Consider the following 17,464-nt stretch of genomic DNA (forward strand, 5'->3'; position numbering starts at 1 on the left):
ATAAAATTATTGTTGAGTTTTTTCTTTAACATCTGCGGCACCTTTTTCAACAGCACCAGCGGTCGCAGCAGTTGCATCTTTTGCTGCTGTTTTTACATCATCTGCCGCTGCTTCAGTTTTTTTAGCCGCTTCGTCTGCTGCGGCATCAATGTGAGCTACGGCTTTATCTGTTGCAGCTTCAGTTTTTGCCGCTGCTTCGTCAGCAGCATTTTTAATGTCCTGACCTGCTTGAGTTGCAGCATTTTCTATGTGTTGACCAGTTGTAGCACCTGTTTCAGGCGCTTTTTCTTTATTACAGCCAACAAGTGCAACAGTAGCAGCAAGACCTAAAGCAACAAGTAGTTTATTCATTGTCATATTTCCTTTTAATTGTTTTATCCACATGAATGGGATATGTGCGAATATAATCGAAAATAGCTCAAATAAAGATCAAAAATTTGTTAATTAAATGTAACCTTTGATAAAAAAAACGATTGAAAAAAAAGGCTTATATCTAAAAATAGATATAAGCCTATGTATTATCATTCAATATAAATGATTTAATTTACTCAGATTACTGCCCTGAACGGATGATGTAATCAAAAGCCGACAGCGACGCTTTCGCACCTTCACCTGTGGCAATGATAATTTGCTTGTATGGCACTGTGGTACAGTCACCTGCTGCAAATACACCTTTCACATTGGTTTCATTACGGTCATTAATTACAATCTCACCACGGTTTGAAAGCTCCACATTGGATGCTTTTAAGAAATCCGTATTTGGCAATAAACCAATTTGTACAAAGATCCCTGCCAATTCAATTGTATGTTCTACATCTGTAGCACGGTCTTTGTATTTGAGTGCTGTGACTTGTGAACCATCACCGACCACTTCAGTCGAGAGTGCATTCATAATTACGGTGGTATTGGGCAAGCTATTCAGTTTGTCTTGTAAAACTTGGTCAGCACGTAGTTTGGTATCAAATTCAACCAAGGTCACATGCTCAACAATCCCTGCAAGGTCAATTGCTGCTTCCACACCCGAGTTCCCGCCACCAATCACTGCTACCCGTTTGCCTTTAAACAATGGACCATCACAGTGTGGACAGTAAGCCACGCCACGGGTTTTGTATTCCTGCTCACCCGGTACATTCATTTCTCTCCAGCGTGCACCAGTCGATAAAATGATGGTTTTAGATTCCAGTTTAGCGCCATTTTCCAATGTCACTTCAACGAGACCATTCACTGTTTCATTGGCACCTTTAATGGCAGCCACTTTTTGTAGGTTCATGATATCGACATCATAAGCGCGGACATGGGCTTCCATTTCAGCAGCAAACTTCGGACCTTGGGTTTTTTGCACTGAAGTGTAGTTTTCAATGTCCATGGTATCCATGACCTGACCGCCAAAGCGTTCCGCTACAATACCGGTTTGAATGCCTTTACGTGCCGCATAAATCGCTGCGGTATTTCCCGCAGGGCCACCACCAATCACCAGTACATCAAACACCCCTTTGGCATTGAGTTTTTGCGCATCTTTGCTGGATGAGTGGGTATCGAGTTTTGCCACAATTTCTTCCAAAGTCATACGACCTTGACCAATATGCTCACCATTTTGGAACAACATTGGTACAGCCATGATTTTGCGCTGTTCAACTTCGTCTTGGAAGAACGCCCCATCAATCATGGTTGCAGTGGCATTGGGGTTGTTAATGGCAATCAGGTTTAAGGCTTGCACCACGTCAGGACAGTTATGACAGCTTAATGATACAAACACATCAAAATCAGCCGTTAAGTTTAAGCCTTTGATTTGTGCCAAAACTTCATCAGACACTTTAGGGGCATAACCCGACACCTGTAACAAGGCCAAGATCAGTGAGGTGAACTCATGCCCCATCGGCAAGCCCGCAAAGTTCACCCGGGGTTGCTCACCGACTTTGGCAATGCCAAAGCTTGGACGACGGCTATTGGTGCCATCAAAACGAGCAGTCACTTGATCGGATAAGGCGGCAATTTCAGTGACCAATTCTTTAATTTTGTCTGATTTGTCGGAATCATTGAGCGATGCCACAATTTCAATGGGACTTTCTAAGCGTTCCAGTAGGGTTTTTAATTGTGCTGAAGTATTTTGATCTAACATGGCAAAGGTCTCCAAAGGAGTAAATGTCTATTGAATGAACTCATCATAAGATAAATTATTAAATAGGTAAAATGATTCATTTTAATAAAAACAATCGAATAAATAGATTGTTTTGTTCTTCATCAATGTAAGTGATGTTTTAACTTGGAAGATGAGGCTTTAATGTGAATATTCAAGTGTTTATTGAATATTTTATGGAAAGCGTGGGATTTATGTAATGATCAATAGAAAATTTGATTATGATGAGGGGAAAGTTTTTCACTAGGCAAAAATCAATGAATCTTAAATCTGGAATTTATCAACATTATAAAGGGAATTTATATCAAGTTTTTCATGTGGCGACACACAGTGAAACGGGTGAAAAGTTGGTGGTCTATCAGTGTTTATATGGTGATTATTCGATGTGGGTACGTCCATTAGAGATGTTTCAAGAGACCGTTACTTTATCGGATGGTCAAGTATTACCACGATTTAAATTGATTCAAGAAACGGCTTAAGTATAGATTTTTATTATAGATAAGTTAGAATCGGTACAAACACTAAAAATAGAGACATCTGATATGAGCATGAGTTTGGTATTTCAACAACGGATGCAAGAGTTGTATCAAAATTTTATCAAATTTGATGCTTTGCAAACTGATCGTATTCAGCGTTATCGAAATATTGAACCAGACTCTGCATTATTTCTAGCCATGCAAATTCGGATCCAACAATCGAAGAGTATTTTGGAGATTGGAACTTCAACAGGGTATTCGACTTTATGGCTGGCAGATGCCGCGCAAGAAACGCAAGCTCATGTAACCACATTAGAAATAGATCAATCTCGGACAACTCAAGCAAAGCAATATGCTCAAGAGTTGGCATTGGATCATGTGATTGATTTTTGGGTAGGGGATGCGCAAAAATTTCTTGAAAATAGTGCCAAACACTATGATTTTATCTTATTAGATGCTGAACGCGATGCTTATGTCGATTACTGGGTTTTTCTACAAAAGATGCTTCATCCGCAGGGCGGCGTTTTGATTGTTGATAATGTCATCTCGCATGCCGAGGAAGTTAAACATTTTATTGAATTGGTCGAAAATGATGGACGTTTTATCAGTACAACCCTGTCTATAGGTGCAGGATTATTCATGATTTGTTATAAATAATCCTGCTTCTGCTGCCTGCGACAAAATTGCTGGAATAAGGAAATTTTTCAGTAATAAATTCTGTAAAAATGTTCAAAAGAATCTATTTGAACATTTTTACGTTATATGGCGGCCTCATCACTTTGATTTATGGCATATTTTTTAATTTATTGAATTGAAACACGAGTAAAATGCACATCGTATTCTAAGTACTTATGGACAAAAGCTGTTTTGTCACTACAGCGCAACAAATTATTGTAGATAAATTCAGGTACAGGGTGATATAGCTCTCCTGAGCCATTATTATAAAAAATTTTTAAATACCGTGAAGAAGCATTGTATTTATAAGAAGTTACGATAAGTAGTGTTCCCATATGCAACTCCTTTTTCTTCTTTTTTTATAGACTTTTATGCGACCTTTGTTTTATTTAAAGGTAATGAAAAAGACCAGATGAATGTATAGCAAATTTGTAACAGGCAAATAAAAGTAAACAGGTAAGTGCAATATGCAAAAAAGCAAGAATCATTGAAAAAAGATAAAACTATTTCTGATTTATTGAAAGTTAATAAAATGTTACCTATGCGCTTAAATCTAAATATCAAAAAGTTATGCAATGCTATAAAACTGATCAGAATAATCGTATTTCTTCACTCATATAAAATTTTATAAAAGGTATCAGCATGAAAATGAATGAACTTTTTAATCTGAAAGATAAAGTCGCTATTGTTACAGGAGGTGCGGATGGTATTGGTAAGGCAACGGCATTACTTTTAGCAGAAGCGGGTGCACATATTGTTATTGGTGACTTAAATATAGAAAAAGCGCAAAAAGTCGTGCAAGAAGTTGAGCAAATAGGCGTACGCGCTTTAGCGGTGCAATGTAATATTTTAGATGATCAAAGTTTGGTTGATCTTGTTGATTTAACTGTGAAAACTTTCGGTACGGTCAATATTTTAATTAACAATGCCGGTGGTGGCGGTGGAGGGCGTGAAAATCCTTTTCAAATTACCATTGATGATATTAAACGTGATTATGAGCTTAATGTATTTAGCGGTTGGCGTTTAAGTCAGTTATGCGTACCGCATATGAAAAAATCAGGTTATGGTTCGATTGTAATAACGTCTTCAATGTCGAGTCAAAATGCGTCTCCAAATATGAGTGGATATGGTGGTTCTAAAGCGGCTGTCAATCATATGGTGGCGAACCTAGCCTTTGATTTTGGTCCAGAAGTTCGAATTAATGCTGTAGGCCCCGGTGCAACGCGAACCGCAGCTTTGGCAAGTGTACTAACCCCAGAGATTGAAGCAAAAATGTTGCAACATACACCCATAAAAAGACTGGGAACCGCAGACGATATTGCTGGCGCGATGTTGTATTTGGCTTCACCTATTTCATCGTGGGTGAGTGGACAAACCATTTTTGTAAATGGTGGCGGTGTTCAGACTTTAGATTAGATTCTAATTTAATAAAATTTAAGCAATAAAAAAACCACGCTAAAAGCGTGGTTTTTTGAATCAGTTCAATCTAATAGAAATTAGATTTTACCCACTAGGTCGATTGAAGGCGCTAAAGTCGCATCGCCTTCTTGCCATTTAGCTGGGCAAACTTCACCTGGGTGAGCATGAACGTATTGAGCTGCTTTAACTTTACGAAGAAGTTCTGAAGCATCACGGCCAATACCACCAGCGTTGATTTCAACGATTTGGATTTTACCTTCAGGATCGATAACGAAAGTACCACGATCAGCAAGACCAGCAGATTCGATTAATACTTCAAAGTTTTTAGCAAGTGTCCAAGTTGGATCGCCTACCATTGGGTATTCGATTTTTTTGATTTCTGCTGAAGAATCGTGCCAAGCTTTATGAGTAAAGTGAGTGTCAGTAGAAACTGAGTAGATTTCAACGCCTAATTTTTTGAATTCAGCATAATTATCTGCAAGGTCGCCAAGTTCAGTTGGGCAAACAAAAGTGAAATCAGCTGGATAGAAGAAGAATACAGACCATTTTCCTTTAAGGTCAGCTTCAGTTACTTCAATAAATTGACCGTTAAGGAATGCTTGTGCTTTGAATGGTTTAACTTCTGTATTAATTAAGCTCATCATTGTCTCCATGATCGAGGTTTGTATTTAATTTCTAAAAGAATAGCGAATTTTTTGTTATTGCTGAAACAGTATTTTTACATTATTCAAATCGGAAAAACCGAATTAAGTGCTGTAAAGCTTACAATTTCAGCAAATCTGATGTTCTTGTCTATTGAGCCACACAAAGATGATGGACGAATGACAAAATATCAGTTCTTCAGCTTGCTTAAGAACATGAAGGTTCATGAACTAAAATTCAAGGGTAAATTTTTTTAAATTAAATTTCTTTTCTGATTAGAACAATGTTGTTAAGGAGCAATTGCTCTTGTACGAAATGGTTTTGAACATGGTCGAAGTATCAAAATATTCGATTTTCGCTTGGATCGTGCGCTATTTTTATGGTTTTGAATATTCTTTTCATTAAAGCTAATGAATAAATATTGCCTTATCTTTCTCTCGACAGCGTTACAGCGTAAAATACACAGTTCAAATTTTTGTTTTGGGATAAATTATCTGTGTTAAGTCATTTAAATGTAGATCAGTGGGTCATGGCACGTGACCGTCATCGTTTAAATCGACTACGCAAAGGTAAAGATGCCAGTGAGGCGCAATATCAAGAACTTTTTGAAAAATCCAATCATAAAGTACGTGAACGTCTATCGCGGCTCCCAAATATTCGGCTGAATCAAGATCTACCCGTTACCCAATCTGCGGATCAGCTGATTGAAGCCATTCAAAAACATCAAGTGATTATTGTAGCAGGGGAAACAGGATCGGGGAAAACCACGCAGTTACCACAAATTGCCATGCTGGCTGGACGTGGTCTAACAGGGATAATTGGTCATACCCAACCGCGTCGTCTTGCTGCACGTAGTGTATCGCAGCGTATTGCCGAAGAAGTCGGTGAAAAACTGGGTGAATCGATTGGTTTTAAAATCCGTTTTAATGAACAAGGTTCGCAAGATTCGATTGTTCGTTTAATGACGGATGGTATTTTACTGGCCGAACTGGCGAATGATCGCTATTTAACCAAATACGACACCATTATTATTGATGAAGCGCATGAGCGTTCGCTTAATATCGACTTTATCATGGGCTATTTAAAACAGCTCCTGCATAAGCGTCGTGATTTAAAAGTCATCATTACCTCAGCAACCTTAGATGTAAATCGCTTTAGCAGTTACTTTTTTGATGCGCCAGTTTTTGAAGTGGAAGGGCGAAGCTTTCCCGTAGAACTTCGTTATCGTCCCATTTCAGAAATGAGTATTGGTGGCAGTGATGATGATGAATTTGATGATTTTGAAGAAAATTTGCCACGCGCAGTGGTGCAAGCGGTAGAAGAATGTTTTGCTGATGCGCAACAAAAAGGCCATCCTGAACATGCCGATATTCTAATTTTTGCCAGTACAGAACAAGAAATTCGCGAACTACAAGAAACCTTGCAAAAGCATGGTCCGCGGCACACGGAAATTTTACCGTTATATGCGCGCTTAGCTTTGGCTGAACAACAAAAGATTTTTAGTCCGGGTGGTGGTGGGCGACGCATTATTATTGCCACCAATGTTGCTGAAACAGCGTTAACCGTACCGAATATCCGTTATGTGATTGATAGTGGTTTTGCCCGTATTTCACGTTATAGCTATCGTTCACGGGTTCAGCGTTTACCGATTGAGGCTGTATCTCAAGCCGCAGCCAATCAGCGTAAAGGGCGTTGTGGGCGTATTGCACCGGGTGTGTGTATTCGATTGTATTCGGAAGATGATTTCCAAAGTCGTCCTGAATTTACCGAACCTGAAATTAAGCGTACCAATCTCGCATCGGTGATTTTGCAAATGCAAAGTCTGAATTTGGGTGATTTAGAAAGTTTTGATTTTATTGAACCGCCAGATCATCGCTTGGTGAATGATGGTCGCAAGCTATTGATTGAGCTTGGGGCGATGAATGAAAAAAGTTCTCCTAAAGCTGAAGCTGATAAAGAAAATCCCTCTAAGTCTCCCTTTGAGAAAGGGAGACTTTCTAAAGAGGAAGGTTCCTTAACCAAAATCGGTCAAATGATGGCGAAGATGCCGATTGACCCGCGTTTGGCACGAATGATTTTAGGTGGTGCACATTTTGGTGTTTTGAATGAAGTGTTGATTATTGTGGCAGCGCTTGCTGTACAAGACCCGCGTGAACGCCCAAATGATAAACAAACGCAAGCCGATCAGAAACATGCGTTATTTAAAGAAGGCGATTCTGACTTTTTGTTCTACATCAAGTTATGGGAAACTTTACAGAATAACCGTGAATCGATGAATGAAAATAAGCGTCGTAATTTCGCGCGTCAGCATTTTCTTAGTTGGTTACGTTTACGTGAATGGAAAAAAACTCATGAGCAACTCTCTGAATTGGCTCAGGGTTTAAAGCTTTCATTTAATGATAAAAAAGCCAGTTATGAAAACTTGCATCGTGCTTTATTGACCGGTTTGCTTTCGTTCATTGCCAATAAAACCGATGAAAAAAATGTCTATATGGCGGTGCGTCAGCAGAAAGCCCGTATTTTTCCGGCATCGACTTTACATAAAGGTGGTGCATCTTGGGTGATGGCATTTGAGATGGTGGAAACTTCTCAAGTGTATTTACGGACTTTGGCGAAAATTGAACCTGAATGGATTCTACTGGCTGCACCTGATTTGTTAAAGCATCACTATTTTGAACCGCATTGGTCGAAAAAAGCCGGCATTGTGAATGCTTATGATCAAATTTCATTGTTTGGTCTGATTATTGAACCGAAGCGTTTGATGAATTATGAAAAGGTTGATCAAGTTGCAGCTCATGAAATTTTCCTGCGAGATGCTTTAACCACTGGTCATTTGGGGATTACGCCACCATTTTTAAAACATAATTTACAGAAACTAGAAGAAGTAGAACGTGTTGAAGACAAATTACGTCGTCGTGATTTGGTGGTGGATGAAGAAACCATTTATCAATTCTATGCGTCAAAAGTACCTGAAGACGTCGCCAGCCGACGTGCTTTTGAAGACTGGCGAGCGACGATAGAACCGCAAAGTCCGCGTTATTTATTTGTCGATGATGATGCGTTGTGGATGAATGATCGTCCAACCACGCAGCAATTCCCTGACCATCTGCACAATGGTTCATTGCGTTTTGCGGCAAGTTATCGCTTTGACCCAAGTCATGATGAAGATGGTGCCACAGTTAAAATTCCTGTACAGGCTTTGCCGCAGGTCGATGAAAATATTTGGTCATGGGGAATTCCCGGCTGGCGACAGGATTTGATTGAAGCATTATTAAAATCTTTGCCGAAGGATAAGCGTCGAAATTTGGTGCCTATTCCTGATACAGCACGTAAGTTGATGAAAGGCATTGATGCAGTTCATTTACGGGAACACATTTTTAGTTACTTGGCATTTCAACTGCGGGCGGAACAAATTACAGCGAAAGACTTTAGTTTTGAACGCATTGATCAGTATTTGTTGCCGTTCATTAAAGTGATTGATGAAAAAGGGCATGTAATTGAAAAAGGACGTGATTTAGTTGAGCTGAAAGCTCGTTGCCGCACGGAAACACATAGTCCAGTCAAACAGCTTAAAGGTGAATTTAATACTTTCCCTGAAAGTTTTACTTTTGAAGCATCGCAGAAAGTCACAGGCGTGATTGTGAAGCAGTATCAAGCTTTAGTTCCAGTGAAAGCATTTGCAGAACTGGATGCAAAAGATGAATCGGGTGTGGTGATTCAAACCTTTAATGATCAAGCTGAAGCCATTCGTCAGCACCGTGAAGGGGTGATTCGTCTAGTGTATATGCAGTTGGGGGATTTAATTCGTCAACTGAAAAAACAGATTTCAAAACCACTGGCTTTAGCCTATTCGCCATTGGGTGATAAAGCCAAATTAGAGCAAATGTTGGTTTATGCCACCCTACAGATGGCAATAAAAGATCTTCCTGTCAATACTGAAGAGTTTCAAAATTTAATTTTAAATGTAAAAAAATCTTTCCTTACGCACGGACAAGAGGCATTATTAATACTGAGCGATATTTATATTCAATGGCAGGATATTCGTCGGAAATTGTTGGTTTTAGACGATTCTCTGTTTGGAAAAAATATCGATGACATTGAAGATCAGCTTGATTTAATGGCTCTTTCCAACTTTGTATATGTCAAATCTTCAGACATATGGCAGGAATTCCCTCGTTATTTGAAGGCATTGGTCTTGCGTTTAGAGCGCTTGCCAAATAACCTACAAAGAGACAATTCTGCCATTGATCAAGTTGACCCGTGGATGGAAAAATTATTTAAGTTTAAAAATGATGCGCGCCTAAAAGAACTGTACTTCATGATTGAAGAATTTCGTATTTCTTTGTTCTCACAGCCAATGAAAACCAAGATGCCTATTTCTCCAACCAGATTGCAAAAAGTATGGAATCAATTAGGCATTAGTTAACATAGCGCGAGATTAGTTGAGTAGGAGTTTTACATGGGCATTCGTATTACAGGTACAGGCTTGTATCATCCAGAAGAAGCCATTACCAATGAAGAGTTAGTAACCAGTTTAAATGCTTATGTGGAACTGTTTAACCACGACAATGCTGACAAAATTGCAGCGGGTGAAATAGAAGAACGTCGCGGTTCAAATGCTGAATTTATTGAAAAAGCATCGGGTGTTAAAAGCCGTTATGTTGCTGAAAAATCAGGTGTGCTCGATCCAAAACGTCTGTATCCACGTTTACGTGAGCGCAGTAATGATGAGCTTTCTATTCAAGCGGAATGGGGCGTAACTGCGGCTAAACAAGCGATGGAAAATGCAGGCGTAACGGCAGAAGATATCGATGTGGTTATTTTGTCATGTTCAAACATCCAGCGTGCTTATCCTGCTGTAGCCATTGAAATTCAATCTGCTTTGGGTATTCAAGGTTATGCTTATGACATGAATGTGGCATGTTCTGCTGCAACCTTTGGTTTAAAACAAGCCGCAGATGCCATTAAATGTGGTGCACGCCGTGTATTGTTAGTTAATGTCGAAATTACCTCGGGTCATACCGATTTCCGTTCACGTGACTGTCACTTCATTTTTGGTGATGTTGCAACGGCATCGATTATTGAAGATACGACCAGCAAAACTGGTTTTGAAATTTTAGATACGCATTTATTTACTCAATTTTCAAATAACATTCGCAACAACTTCGGTTACTTAAACCGTAGTGAAGATGCGGTAGTCGATGATAAATTGTTCAACCAAGATGGTCGTAAAGTCTTTAAAGAAGTTTGCCCATTGGTGGCTAAAATCATTACCGCACAACTTGAGAAAAACGAAATTGCACCAAGCAATGTGAAGCGTTTTTGGTTACACCAAGCCAATGCCAGCATGAATGATCTGATTTTGAAATATGTCGTGGGTAAAGATGCTGACCGTTCACTTGTACCGATTATTTTAGATGAATTTGCCAACACGTCTTCTGCTGGTGTAATCATTGCATTGCATCGTACTGCACACGAAGTTAATGATGGTGAATATGGTGTACTTTGCTCATTTGGTGCAGGTTATTCTGTTGGATCGATACTTGTGCAAAAACATGTTGTTGGCTAAGTCATAAAGAATAATAGGTGGCTCATCATAGATTTATGCTGTGATGGGTTCACTGATGATTCTTGTACTTATACAATAAATATAAAATGGTTGTGGTTAGTCTTGCTGACCATAGCCATTTTTATTTGCCGATCTAACGTAATTTTATTTTCAATTTATGCCACGCCAAAATTTAATAGATATTGAAAATATTGAATAGTTAAAAAATTCTCAAGAACGGATTCAGCAACAAAATATTAAAAATGTGAAGATATTTGAGTTTTGAAATTGGCACGGCTTTATTTGTGTTATAGCCATATTTTTTATAATTGAATATCAAATAATTAACGATGAATACTTGTTGAGAGAGATTTGCTTAAATTCTCTAGTCGGCATACATTGTCTGCATTATATATGATTAAATTCACAGTAGGATGTGAGTTCAATGTGAGGCGAGTATGGGACAGGATCGTTTAGTACCGCGGTATCAATGGGTTGCAAAACAATTATTCAGAAGTTCTAAAGCACTCAATGAAATTTTTCAGGATCAGCTTAATATTGTCACTGATCTCAATGCACAAAATATGTTTCGGATCGATCAAGAGCAGCATTCTGTATATATCGCAAATGGTTTATTTCAACTGCAATTTTCTGTACCTACATCTACACCAGTATTAGTTCAGAGCAGTATTTTGTCTTGTGATTTTAATTATTGGGGACAAAAAGCAGAATTGGTGGAAGAGTTCATATTGCATGATCTGTATTTTTTGACTGGCGATTTAAAGCCGCAACATTCTCTTTTTCTGCGTCAAAAGGCACAACAGTTCCGGCAAGTCTTGTTAGATCAGGTCTATTTATGGATCGATGGCGCTGAGCGGGTCAGTATTTTTTTGAAACAGCTTTCTTTGCTTCAAGCTGAAATGATTGATCATCTGATGATGAAGGCTGATTTTTATCAGTCTACTGTTTTGACTGATTGTGTAATCAATGAAAGCCAAGTACCTGAACCGATTATTCAAATGCTACAAGAGATTTGCTCTATTCAAGGCATTTGTGTGGATGGAATTCTACCAATACAGCCTTTAATGGAATGTTTGGATGATTTTTGTTTTAGTGCCGCTCAATTTTTACCTCGTCCCATGTATCGTATTTTGGCATTGTCATTTGAAGAGCGCTTTAATTTAAATGAGTTAATCGAATATCAAGATGATATACATTTGCTCTATCGTCATGCAGAAGAAAAAAGCCATTTATTGGGTTTTGTGCGTTTAATGCGGCGCGAACTTTGGCACCGCGATGATTTATTGTCAAAGCATAACTTTCTTGATTTGAGCGCGATTGTTTGGCAAAAAAAGGTGGCAAAACTACCGTTATTTGATTATCCACGTGTAGTGAATTGGTTGTTTAAACAATCAGCTGAAGTGTTGGATTGGATCAGTGCAAATATTCAACAAAGCAGTGTCAGGGTTGCTGTGACTGCCCTTAGTTTTGTCGATAGCAGTCAGGTTCATGCACAGATTATTTTAGCCACCTTACAGTATTTTCAGCATTCATCTGCACGCATGTTTATTCAGAGTTGTCATTATTTTGCTATGCAAGAAGCGTGGTTTAAACATGAAAATAACTATACCGTCATCCTAAAAGGACAAAGACAATCGATTGAGGATCAGCGCATTGCCATCAGTCCATCTATTTTGTACTTGGATGAATGGATGGCGTTGATGCGTAATGTTGCGAAAACAGATGATCATATGGTTAAACAGATTTATGTGCGTTTAAGTCGGGTCATGCAAGCGTATATGTTGCATCTACACAAAATAACGCAAGCATTGCCTGAAGACTTGATGGGCTATCTTCGTCCCGAAACCCATCAAAATCGTGATTTTTATACGGTATTACAGCGCTATAAAATGCAGTTGGATCAGTTTAGACAGATTTTTTATTTACGTCATCGTTATACTCGAGTATCGGTCTTTGATGCTTATGTACGCGATTATTTGGTTGATTATTTTACAGATAATAAAAGTGTACCGAAAAGTATCACTTGGATGGGGCTTTTTCATCAAGCGGTGTATTGGCATGACCAAATTCAAACACAAGAAATCATGAGCAAGTTAAAGAAAAATTTTGCCTTAGCGGTATGGCAACCAATTACATTAATAAAAAAGATCCAATTTTCAGATTGGTGTTTTGAAGAACTGGCAGATTTAGAGCGAATTATTGAAGAATCTAAACGATGTCATCATTGTTTAGCGGCAAGTTATGCACAGCATATTGTTGATCGGGAATATGTGGCTTTTCATATGTCATCTCAAACGGTTCAACAACATATGACATTGGGTTGTCATGTTCAAGAAGGGAAGCTGGTCTATGATCAGTTGGAATATTCCAATAACCGTAAAGCCGAAGCGCTTGTTGTGGAGGTCGCAGTGCAATTTATTGCTTGGTTAAATTCACAGCTATCGTTGCTTAAGTGACAGCTCGTGTCGTTAAACTTTTTTCTGGGCTTAACTTTTGAGGAAAAAATCGGTAGGCTATAGCCGTTAATTTATGGTTATAGGTCTTATGAAACAAGAAACTGCACTCAAGCTTTTAAAAGCAGGCGAAAATGTCTTTTTAACAGGTTCGGCTGGTGCAGGGAAAACCTATACACTTAATCAGTACATCAATTATTTGAAAGCGCGTAAAGTGCCTGTCGCGATTACTGCTTCAACCGGTATTGCGGCAACACACATGAATGGGATGACCATTCATACGTGGGCAGGCATTGGTATTAAAGATTTTTTATCTGATGCCGATCTAAAAAATATGAAAGAGCGTAAGTATTTAAAAGAGCATTTGGAAAATGCCCAAGTGCTGATTATTGATGAAATTTCGATGTTGCATGCCAAGCAACTGAATTTGGTCAATCAAGTCCTCAAATATTTTAAAGAAAGTGATGAAGCTTTTGGCGGGATTCAAGTCATTGTTGCGGGCGACTTTTTTCAGTTGCCACCGGTAGGTAAAAATGATGAACGCAACCGTGATAAGTTCTGCTTTATGTCCGATGCTTGGGTGGAAGCGAAATTTCGGGTCTGTTATTTGACCGAGCAACATCGTCAAGGCAACGACTATTTAAATGACATCTTAAATGCGATTCGTAGTCAAAGTATTACCACGGAACATTTGCAGGCTTTAGAACAAACCAATCAACAAGATATTGGTGAAACCTTTACCCGTTTATATACCCATAACATGGATGTCGATGCGATTAACTTTAAACATTTAAACGCAATTGAGTCTGATGGTCGCCAATTTGACGCAGTATGTGATGGTAATGACAAGTTAATTGAAACCTTAAAATCTTCAGTTCGTGCGCCGGAAAACTTAACCTTAAAGAAAAATGCCAAAGTGATGTTTGTAAAAAATAACTTTGATATGGGCTATATCAACGGCAGTTTAGGGGAAGTGATCGGTTTTGAAGAAGACGATGATCATGGCATTTTGCCTAAAGTAAAACTCACCGATGGTACGGTACTTGTGGTCGAGCCTGAAACATGGTCGGTGGATAATGATGCAGGGAAAACCATTGCTAGTTTTCAGCAGATTCCACTGCGCTTAGCATGGGCCATTACCATTCATAAATCACAAGGCATGACCTTGGAAGCTGCGGAAATTAACCTGAGCCATACTTTTGAAAAAGGGCAAGGTTATGTCGCAATATCACGACTTAAAGCCTTAAATGGCTTAAAACTGCTGGGGATTAATCAACAGGCTCTTGAGCTAGACAGTTTGGCCATTAAAGCAGACCGACGCTTTCAGGAGTTGTCAGATGAAGCAGAAAACCACTTCGAGTTGATTGATTTAATTCCTCAACATAAAGCATTCATTCGTCATTGTGGCGGGATATTGAATGAAACAGAAATTCAGCGTAATGAAAAGAAAATTGCTAAAAGTGCGGGCAAAACCAATTATACCACTGCAACACTTGATGAAACGCGTGCACTTTTTGAAGAAGGTTATGAAATTCAAGATATTGCGGTTGAACGTGGATTAACCCCTGCGACAATTATCAATCATTTGGCAAAATTGCATAAAGAGCAAGGCTTAGATATTTCTGTGGCTCATCCTGGTGATGAAGTGGTTGAGCAAGTACGTAAAATTTATAAGCGCTTAATGAAACGTCAAAGTGCTGAAAATTTTAGTGAAGAAGGGGCAATTAAACTACGTCCTATTGTAGAAGCGACTAACCCACGTATGGGTTATGATCAGGTACGTTTAGCCCTTCTTTTTGTCGAATAGTTTGGCGAATTATTGGTTTAAAGTACTTTAATTTATGCTTAATTTTTAGAAAATTTCATATCCCAAGACTTAAGTTGCGCTACACTGAAAAAATCTTATTCAACAGCAACCCACGGATATGGAATTTAACGCGTGGTACAAGCTTCGCAGATTTGTTTATGATAATTTGCATAACGATGACTATGAAAGTACTTTTAGTCGCTGCTTAAATTTCTTTCTCATTTTATTGATTATTAGTAATACCGTTGCAGTGTTACTTGAATCGATTAATGATGTTTATCTGTTGTATCAACTGTACTTTGATGCGTTTGAATTATTTTCCATCTTTGTTTTTACAGTCGAATATTTATTACGCTTTTGGGCTGTTGCTGAAAAAAATCCGTTTAACAGTGCATGGCAAAATAGATGGTTATGGGTGCGAAGTGGTGGTGCCATCATCGACTTACTTTCAATTTTACCCGCATATATTAACTTCTTTGTGCATATCGATTTACGTTTCCTACGAATCCTCAGATTATTTAGGTTGCTTAAACTGACGCGTTATTTTGTATCGTTACAAATTTTATTGCGTGTGATTGAACGTGAAAAAGGCTCATTTCAAGCGGTTATTTTTATTTTACTGATTATGATTGTGATGGCCGCAGCTGGGGTGTATGTCGTTGAAAATAAGGCACAGCCTGAAGTATTTAGTTCAATTCCTGCTTCTATGTGGTGGGCAGTGGTCACACTGACCACAGTGGGTTATGGGGATGTAACGCCCATCACGCCGTTGGGTAGGTTTCTTGGGGCATTGATTACAATTTTAGGGGTTGGTTTAGCGGCACTTCCAGCAGGTATTTTGGCGAATGGTTTAGCGAGTGAGCTTGAACTGCGTAAGCAAAAGTTGGAATTAAAATTTCGTGAACTTTTACAAGTCGCTGAAATTGATTTAATTGCAGATGAAGAAAAAATTGAAAACTTGCGGAAAGAAGTCGGTCTGACTGTTGAGCAAACGCAGGATATTTTATTGCAGCTTATTCGTGAGGGTAAGGACGAAGAACTAGAACAGGAAAGGAATAAATATTGTTTCTGCCCGCATTGTGGACATAAGCTACCTGATTAAAATTTTAAATTTACAGCAAAAAGAACAAAGTTGATGGTTTAAGTATTTATAAAATAGGTGGGTTTAAAATGGTTGAATGTAATTTATTTTAATAAAAATTAATGTGGTAAATGATAAATAGCTGAAGTAGAAAAGTTAAAAAAGAGGAAGTATTCACTTCCTCTTTGCATTATTTAGGTTCTGCGGTCATCATGCCCATGCCAGCGATCCATTCTTGAATCGGTTCATAATAATGGATTTCAGCATCATATTCACCGCAGGCTGAAAGTGCTGCAAATGCTGCAATCCATGCTCTGATTTCCTGACCACCACGTCCACCATCACGACGAATTTCATCATTGGTCATTTGGGCCAAATAATCAAAATCTGCATTTTTAAAGCGCTGTAGCAAATCTTTATCCCACTCAGGGTTAAGGGGTAAGGCAGCTGATAAGTCACCCTTTGCCAAACGTTGACCGACTGCAATCACTTTGGATTGGCGATGCTCACGTGTCTCTGGTGTTGGATTACGACCAGCGATAAGAAACTCTTGCACTTCATCTGGTGCGGTCTGAATTTGTGGTGTTGGGGGATCATGGGATAAGCCACCTGATCCAATAATTAAAATTCGTTCATCCAAGGTTTTAAGATATTCACCAATCACTTTACCCAGTTCAATGACCCGTTTGATCCGTGGCATAGGTGCAGCAGCACCATTAATAAACACAGGAATCACCGGATAACGGTCAAGTTGACCTTCACAAAGTAAGTCCAGTGGTTGAGTAAAACCATGATCGGCTTGCATACGGTATGAATAAGAAAGATCAATTCCATGATCTAAACAGTGCTCAATTAAGCCAAGCGCTTGATCTTCTGGCACATTTAATGGCGCTGGTCCATAGTTCCAGTCACCGGCAGCCTGTGCTCGAACCCCTACGCAAAATGCAGGCATAAGGTCATAAAAGAAGCCATTAAAATGATCTGGGCCAAAAGAAATAATTAAAGTCGGATCGTATGCCTTAACTTGATCGGCTAACTTTTGAAAAGTTGCTCGTGCTGAAGCCTCAATTGCTGGAGGAGGAGATGCAAAATCAAGTAACGGAGTGTGGGATACACAAATGAGTTTTATAGGCACTATTTTCTCTCAAAGCTACATTTGTTAATCCTTGCAGCTTAAGTTTAAATGCCTGTGAAAATACAATATT

The 17,464-nt window shown here is 38.8% G+C and carries 13 protein-coding genes; 8 read left to right on the forward strand and 5 right to left on the reverse strand.

Going from position 1 to position 17,464, the window contains the following annotated elements:
• Window positions 1-6 precede the first annotated feature (6 nt).
• Both F994_RS03540 and ahpF read right to left on the reverse strand, forming a co-directional pair.
• Window positions 7-351 carry a hypothetical protein gene (locus F994_RS03540; protein WP_004648711.1) on the reverse strand — a complete coding sequence of 115 codons (345 nt, stop codon included), beginning with the start codon at window positions 349-351 and terminating at the stop codon, window positions 7-9.
• A gap of 202 nt (window positions 352-553) precedes the next feature.
• The gene (gene ahpF, locus F994_RS03545) at window positions 554-2,119 is read right to left on the reverse strand and encodes an alkyl hydroperoxide reductase subunit F (protein ID WP_004648712.1); all 1,566 of its coding nucleotides are present in this window, start codon (window positions 2,117-2,119) and stop codon (window positions 554-556) included.
• Window positions 2,120-2,394: 275 nt separating this feature from the next.
• On the opposite strand from ahpF, the gene F994_RS03550 reads away from it, so the two are divergent.
• Window positions 2,395-2,616, forward strand: a complete 222-nt coding sequence (locus tag F994_RS03550; protein ID WP_004648713.1) for a DUF1653 domain-containing protein — start codon at window positions 2,395-2,397, stop codon at window positions 2,614-2,616.
• 63 nt (window positions 2,617-2,679) lie between these two features.
• Entirely contained in the window at window positions 2,680-3,270 is a 591-nt protein-coding gene (locus tag F994_RS03555; protein ID WP_004648714.1) for an O-methyltransferase, read from the forward strand.
• Window positions 3,271-3,416: 146 nt separating this feature from the next.
• On the opposite strand, the gene F994_RS17090 is transcribed toward F994_RS03555, so the two are convergent.
• Entirely contained in the window at window positions 3,417-3,623 is a 207-nt protein-coding gene (locus F994_RS17090) for a KTSC domain-containing protein (protein WP_004648715.1), read from the reverse strand.
• Between the two features lie 307 nt (window positions 3,624-3,930).
• Between F994_RS17090 and F994_RS03560 the strand changes: the two genes are divergently transcribed.
• A complete protein-coding gene (locus F994_RS03560) occupies window positions 3,931-4,704 on the forward strand; it encodes a glucose 1-dehydrogenase (RefSeq protein WP_004648716.1) in 774 nt (257 codons plus the stop codon).
• Window positions 4,705-4,784: 80 nt separating this feature from the next.
• Here the strand turns inward: F994_RS03560 and ahpC are convergent, their stop codons facing one another.
• The gene (ahpC, locus tag F994_RS03565) at window positions 4,785-5,348 is read right to left on the reverse strand and encodes an alkyl hydroperoxide reductase subunit C (protein ID WP_004648718.1); all 564 of its coding nucleotides are present in this window, start codon (window positions 5,346-5,348) and stop codon (window positions 4,785-4,787) included.
• A gap of 530 nt (window positions 5,349-5,878) precedes the next feature.
• Between ahpC and hrpA the strand changes: the two genes are divergently transcribed.
• The 5 genes from hrpA (at window position 5,879) to F994_RS03595 (ending at window position 16,280) form a co-directional block, all read left to right on the forward strand.
• Window positions 5,879-9,775: an ATP-dependent RNA helicase HrpA gene (hrpA, locus tag F994_RS03575; protein ID WP_081399737.1), complete on the forward strand. Its 3,897-nt coding sequence runs from the start codon at window positions 5,879-5,881 to the stop codon at window positions 9,773-9,775.
• A 33-nt stretch (window positions 9,776-9,808) separates the two neighbouring features.
• On the forward strand, window positions 9,809-10,918 hold the full coding sequence (locus tag F994_RS03580; RefSeq protein ID WP_004648720.1) for a beta-ketoacyl-ACP synthase III: 1,110 nt from the start codon (window positions 9,809-9,811) through the stop codon (window positions 10,916-10,918).
• Window positions 10,919-11,355: 437 nt separating this feature from the next.
• On the forward strand, window positions 11,356-13,374 hold the full coding sequence (locus F994_RS03585; RefSeq protein ID WP_004648721.1) for a hypothetical protein: 2,019 nt from the start codon (window positions 11,356-11,358) through the stop codon (window positions 13,372-13,374).
• 88 nt (window positions 13,375-13,462) lie between these two features.
• Window positions 13,463-15,178, forward strand: coding sequence for an AAA family ATPase (locus tag F994_RS03590; RefSeq protein WP_004648722.1), 1,716 nt, complete (start codon window positions 13,463-13,465; stop codon window positions 15,176-15,178).
• Between the two features lie 118 nt (window positions 15,179-15,296).
• Window positions 15,297-16,280 (forward strand): ion transporter, encoded by a 984-nt coding sequence (locus F994_RS03595; protein ID WP_004648723.1) that lies wholly within the window; start codon window positions 15,297-15,299, stop codon window positions 16,278-16,280.
• A 169-nt stretch (window positions 16,281-16,449) separates the two neighbouring features.
• On the opposite strand, the gene F994_RS03600 is transcribed toward F994_RS03595, so the two are convergent.
• Entirely contained in the window at window positions 16,450-17,394 is a 945-nt protein-coding gene (locus F994_RS03600) for a 3-carboxyethylcatechol 2,3-dioxygenase (protein ID WP_004648724.1), read from the reverse strand.
• Window positions 17,395-17,464 lie beyond the last annotated feature (70 nt).

Origin of the sequence: Acinetobacter bohemicus ANC 3994, from assembly GCF_000367925.1 — a bacterium.
In the GTDB taxonomy this organism is placed as follows: domain Bacteria; phylum Pseudomonadota; class Gammaproteobacteria; order Pseudomonadales; family Moraxellaceae; genus Acinetobacter; species Acinetobacter bohemicus.

What these genes read in the sequence shown, in the direction of transcription:
- F994_RS03540 (WP_004648711.1), bottom strand. Translation starts at nt 351, where the DNA reads ATGAATAAACTACTTGTTGCTTTAGGTCTTGCTGCTACTGTTGCACTT.
- ahpF (WP_004648712.1), bottom strand. Translation starts at nt 2,119, where the DNA reads ATGTTAGATCAAAATACTTCAGCACAATTAAAAACCCTACTGGAACGC.
- F994_RS03550 (WP_004648713.1), top strand. Translation starts at nt 2,395, where the DNA reads ATGAATCTTAAATCTGGAATTTATCAACATTATAAAGGGAATTTATAT.
- F994_RS03555 (WP_004648714.1), top strand. Translation starts at nt 2,680, where the DNA reads ATGAGCATGAGTTTGGTATTTCAACAACGGATGCAAGAGTTGTATCAA.
- F994_RS17090 (WP_004648715.1), bottom strand. Translation starts at nt 3,623, where the DNA reads ATGGGAACACTACTTATCGTAACTTCTTATAAATACAATGCTTCTTCA.
- F994_RS03560 (WP_004648716.1), top strand. Translation starts at nt 3,931, where the DNA reads ATGAAAATGAATGAACTTTTTAATCTGAAAGATAAAGTCGCTATTGTT.
- ahpC (WP_004648718.1), bottom strand. Translation starts at nt 5,348, where the DNA reads ATGAGCTTAATTAATACAGAAGTTAAACCATTCAAAGCACAAGCATTC.
- hrpA (WP_081399737.1), top strand. Translation starts at nt 5,879, where the DNA reads ATGGCACGTGACCGTCATCGTTTAAATCGACTACGCAAAGGTAAAGAT.
- F994_RS03580 (WP_004648720.1), top strand. Translation starts at nt 9,809, where the DNA reads ATGGGCATTCGTATTACAGGTACAGGCTTGTATCATCCAGAAGAAGCC.
- F994_RS03585 (WP_004648721.1), top strand. Translation starts at nt 11,356, where the DNA reads ATGGGACAGGATCGTTTAGTACCGCGGTATCAATGGGTTGCAAAACAA.
- F994_RS03590 (WP_004648722.1), top strand. Translation starts at nt 13,463, where the DNA reads ATGAAACAAGAAACTGCACTCAAGCTTTTAAAAGCAGGCGAAAATGTC.
- F994_RS03595 (WP_004648723.1), top strand. Translation starts at nt 15,297, where the DNA reads ATGGAATTTAACGCGTGGTACAAGCTTCGCAGATTTGTTTATGATAAT.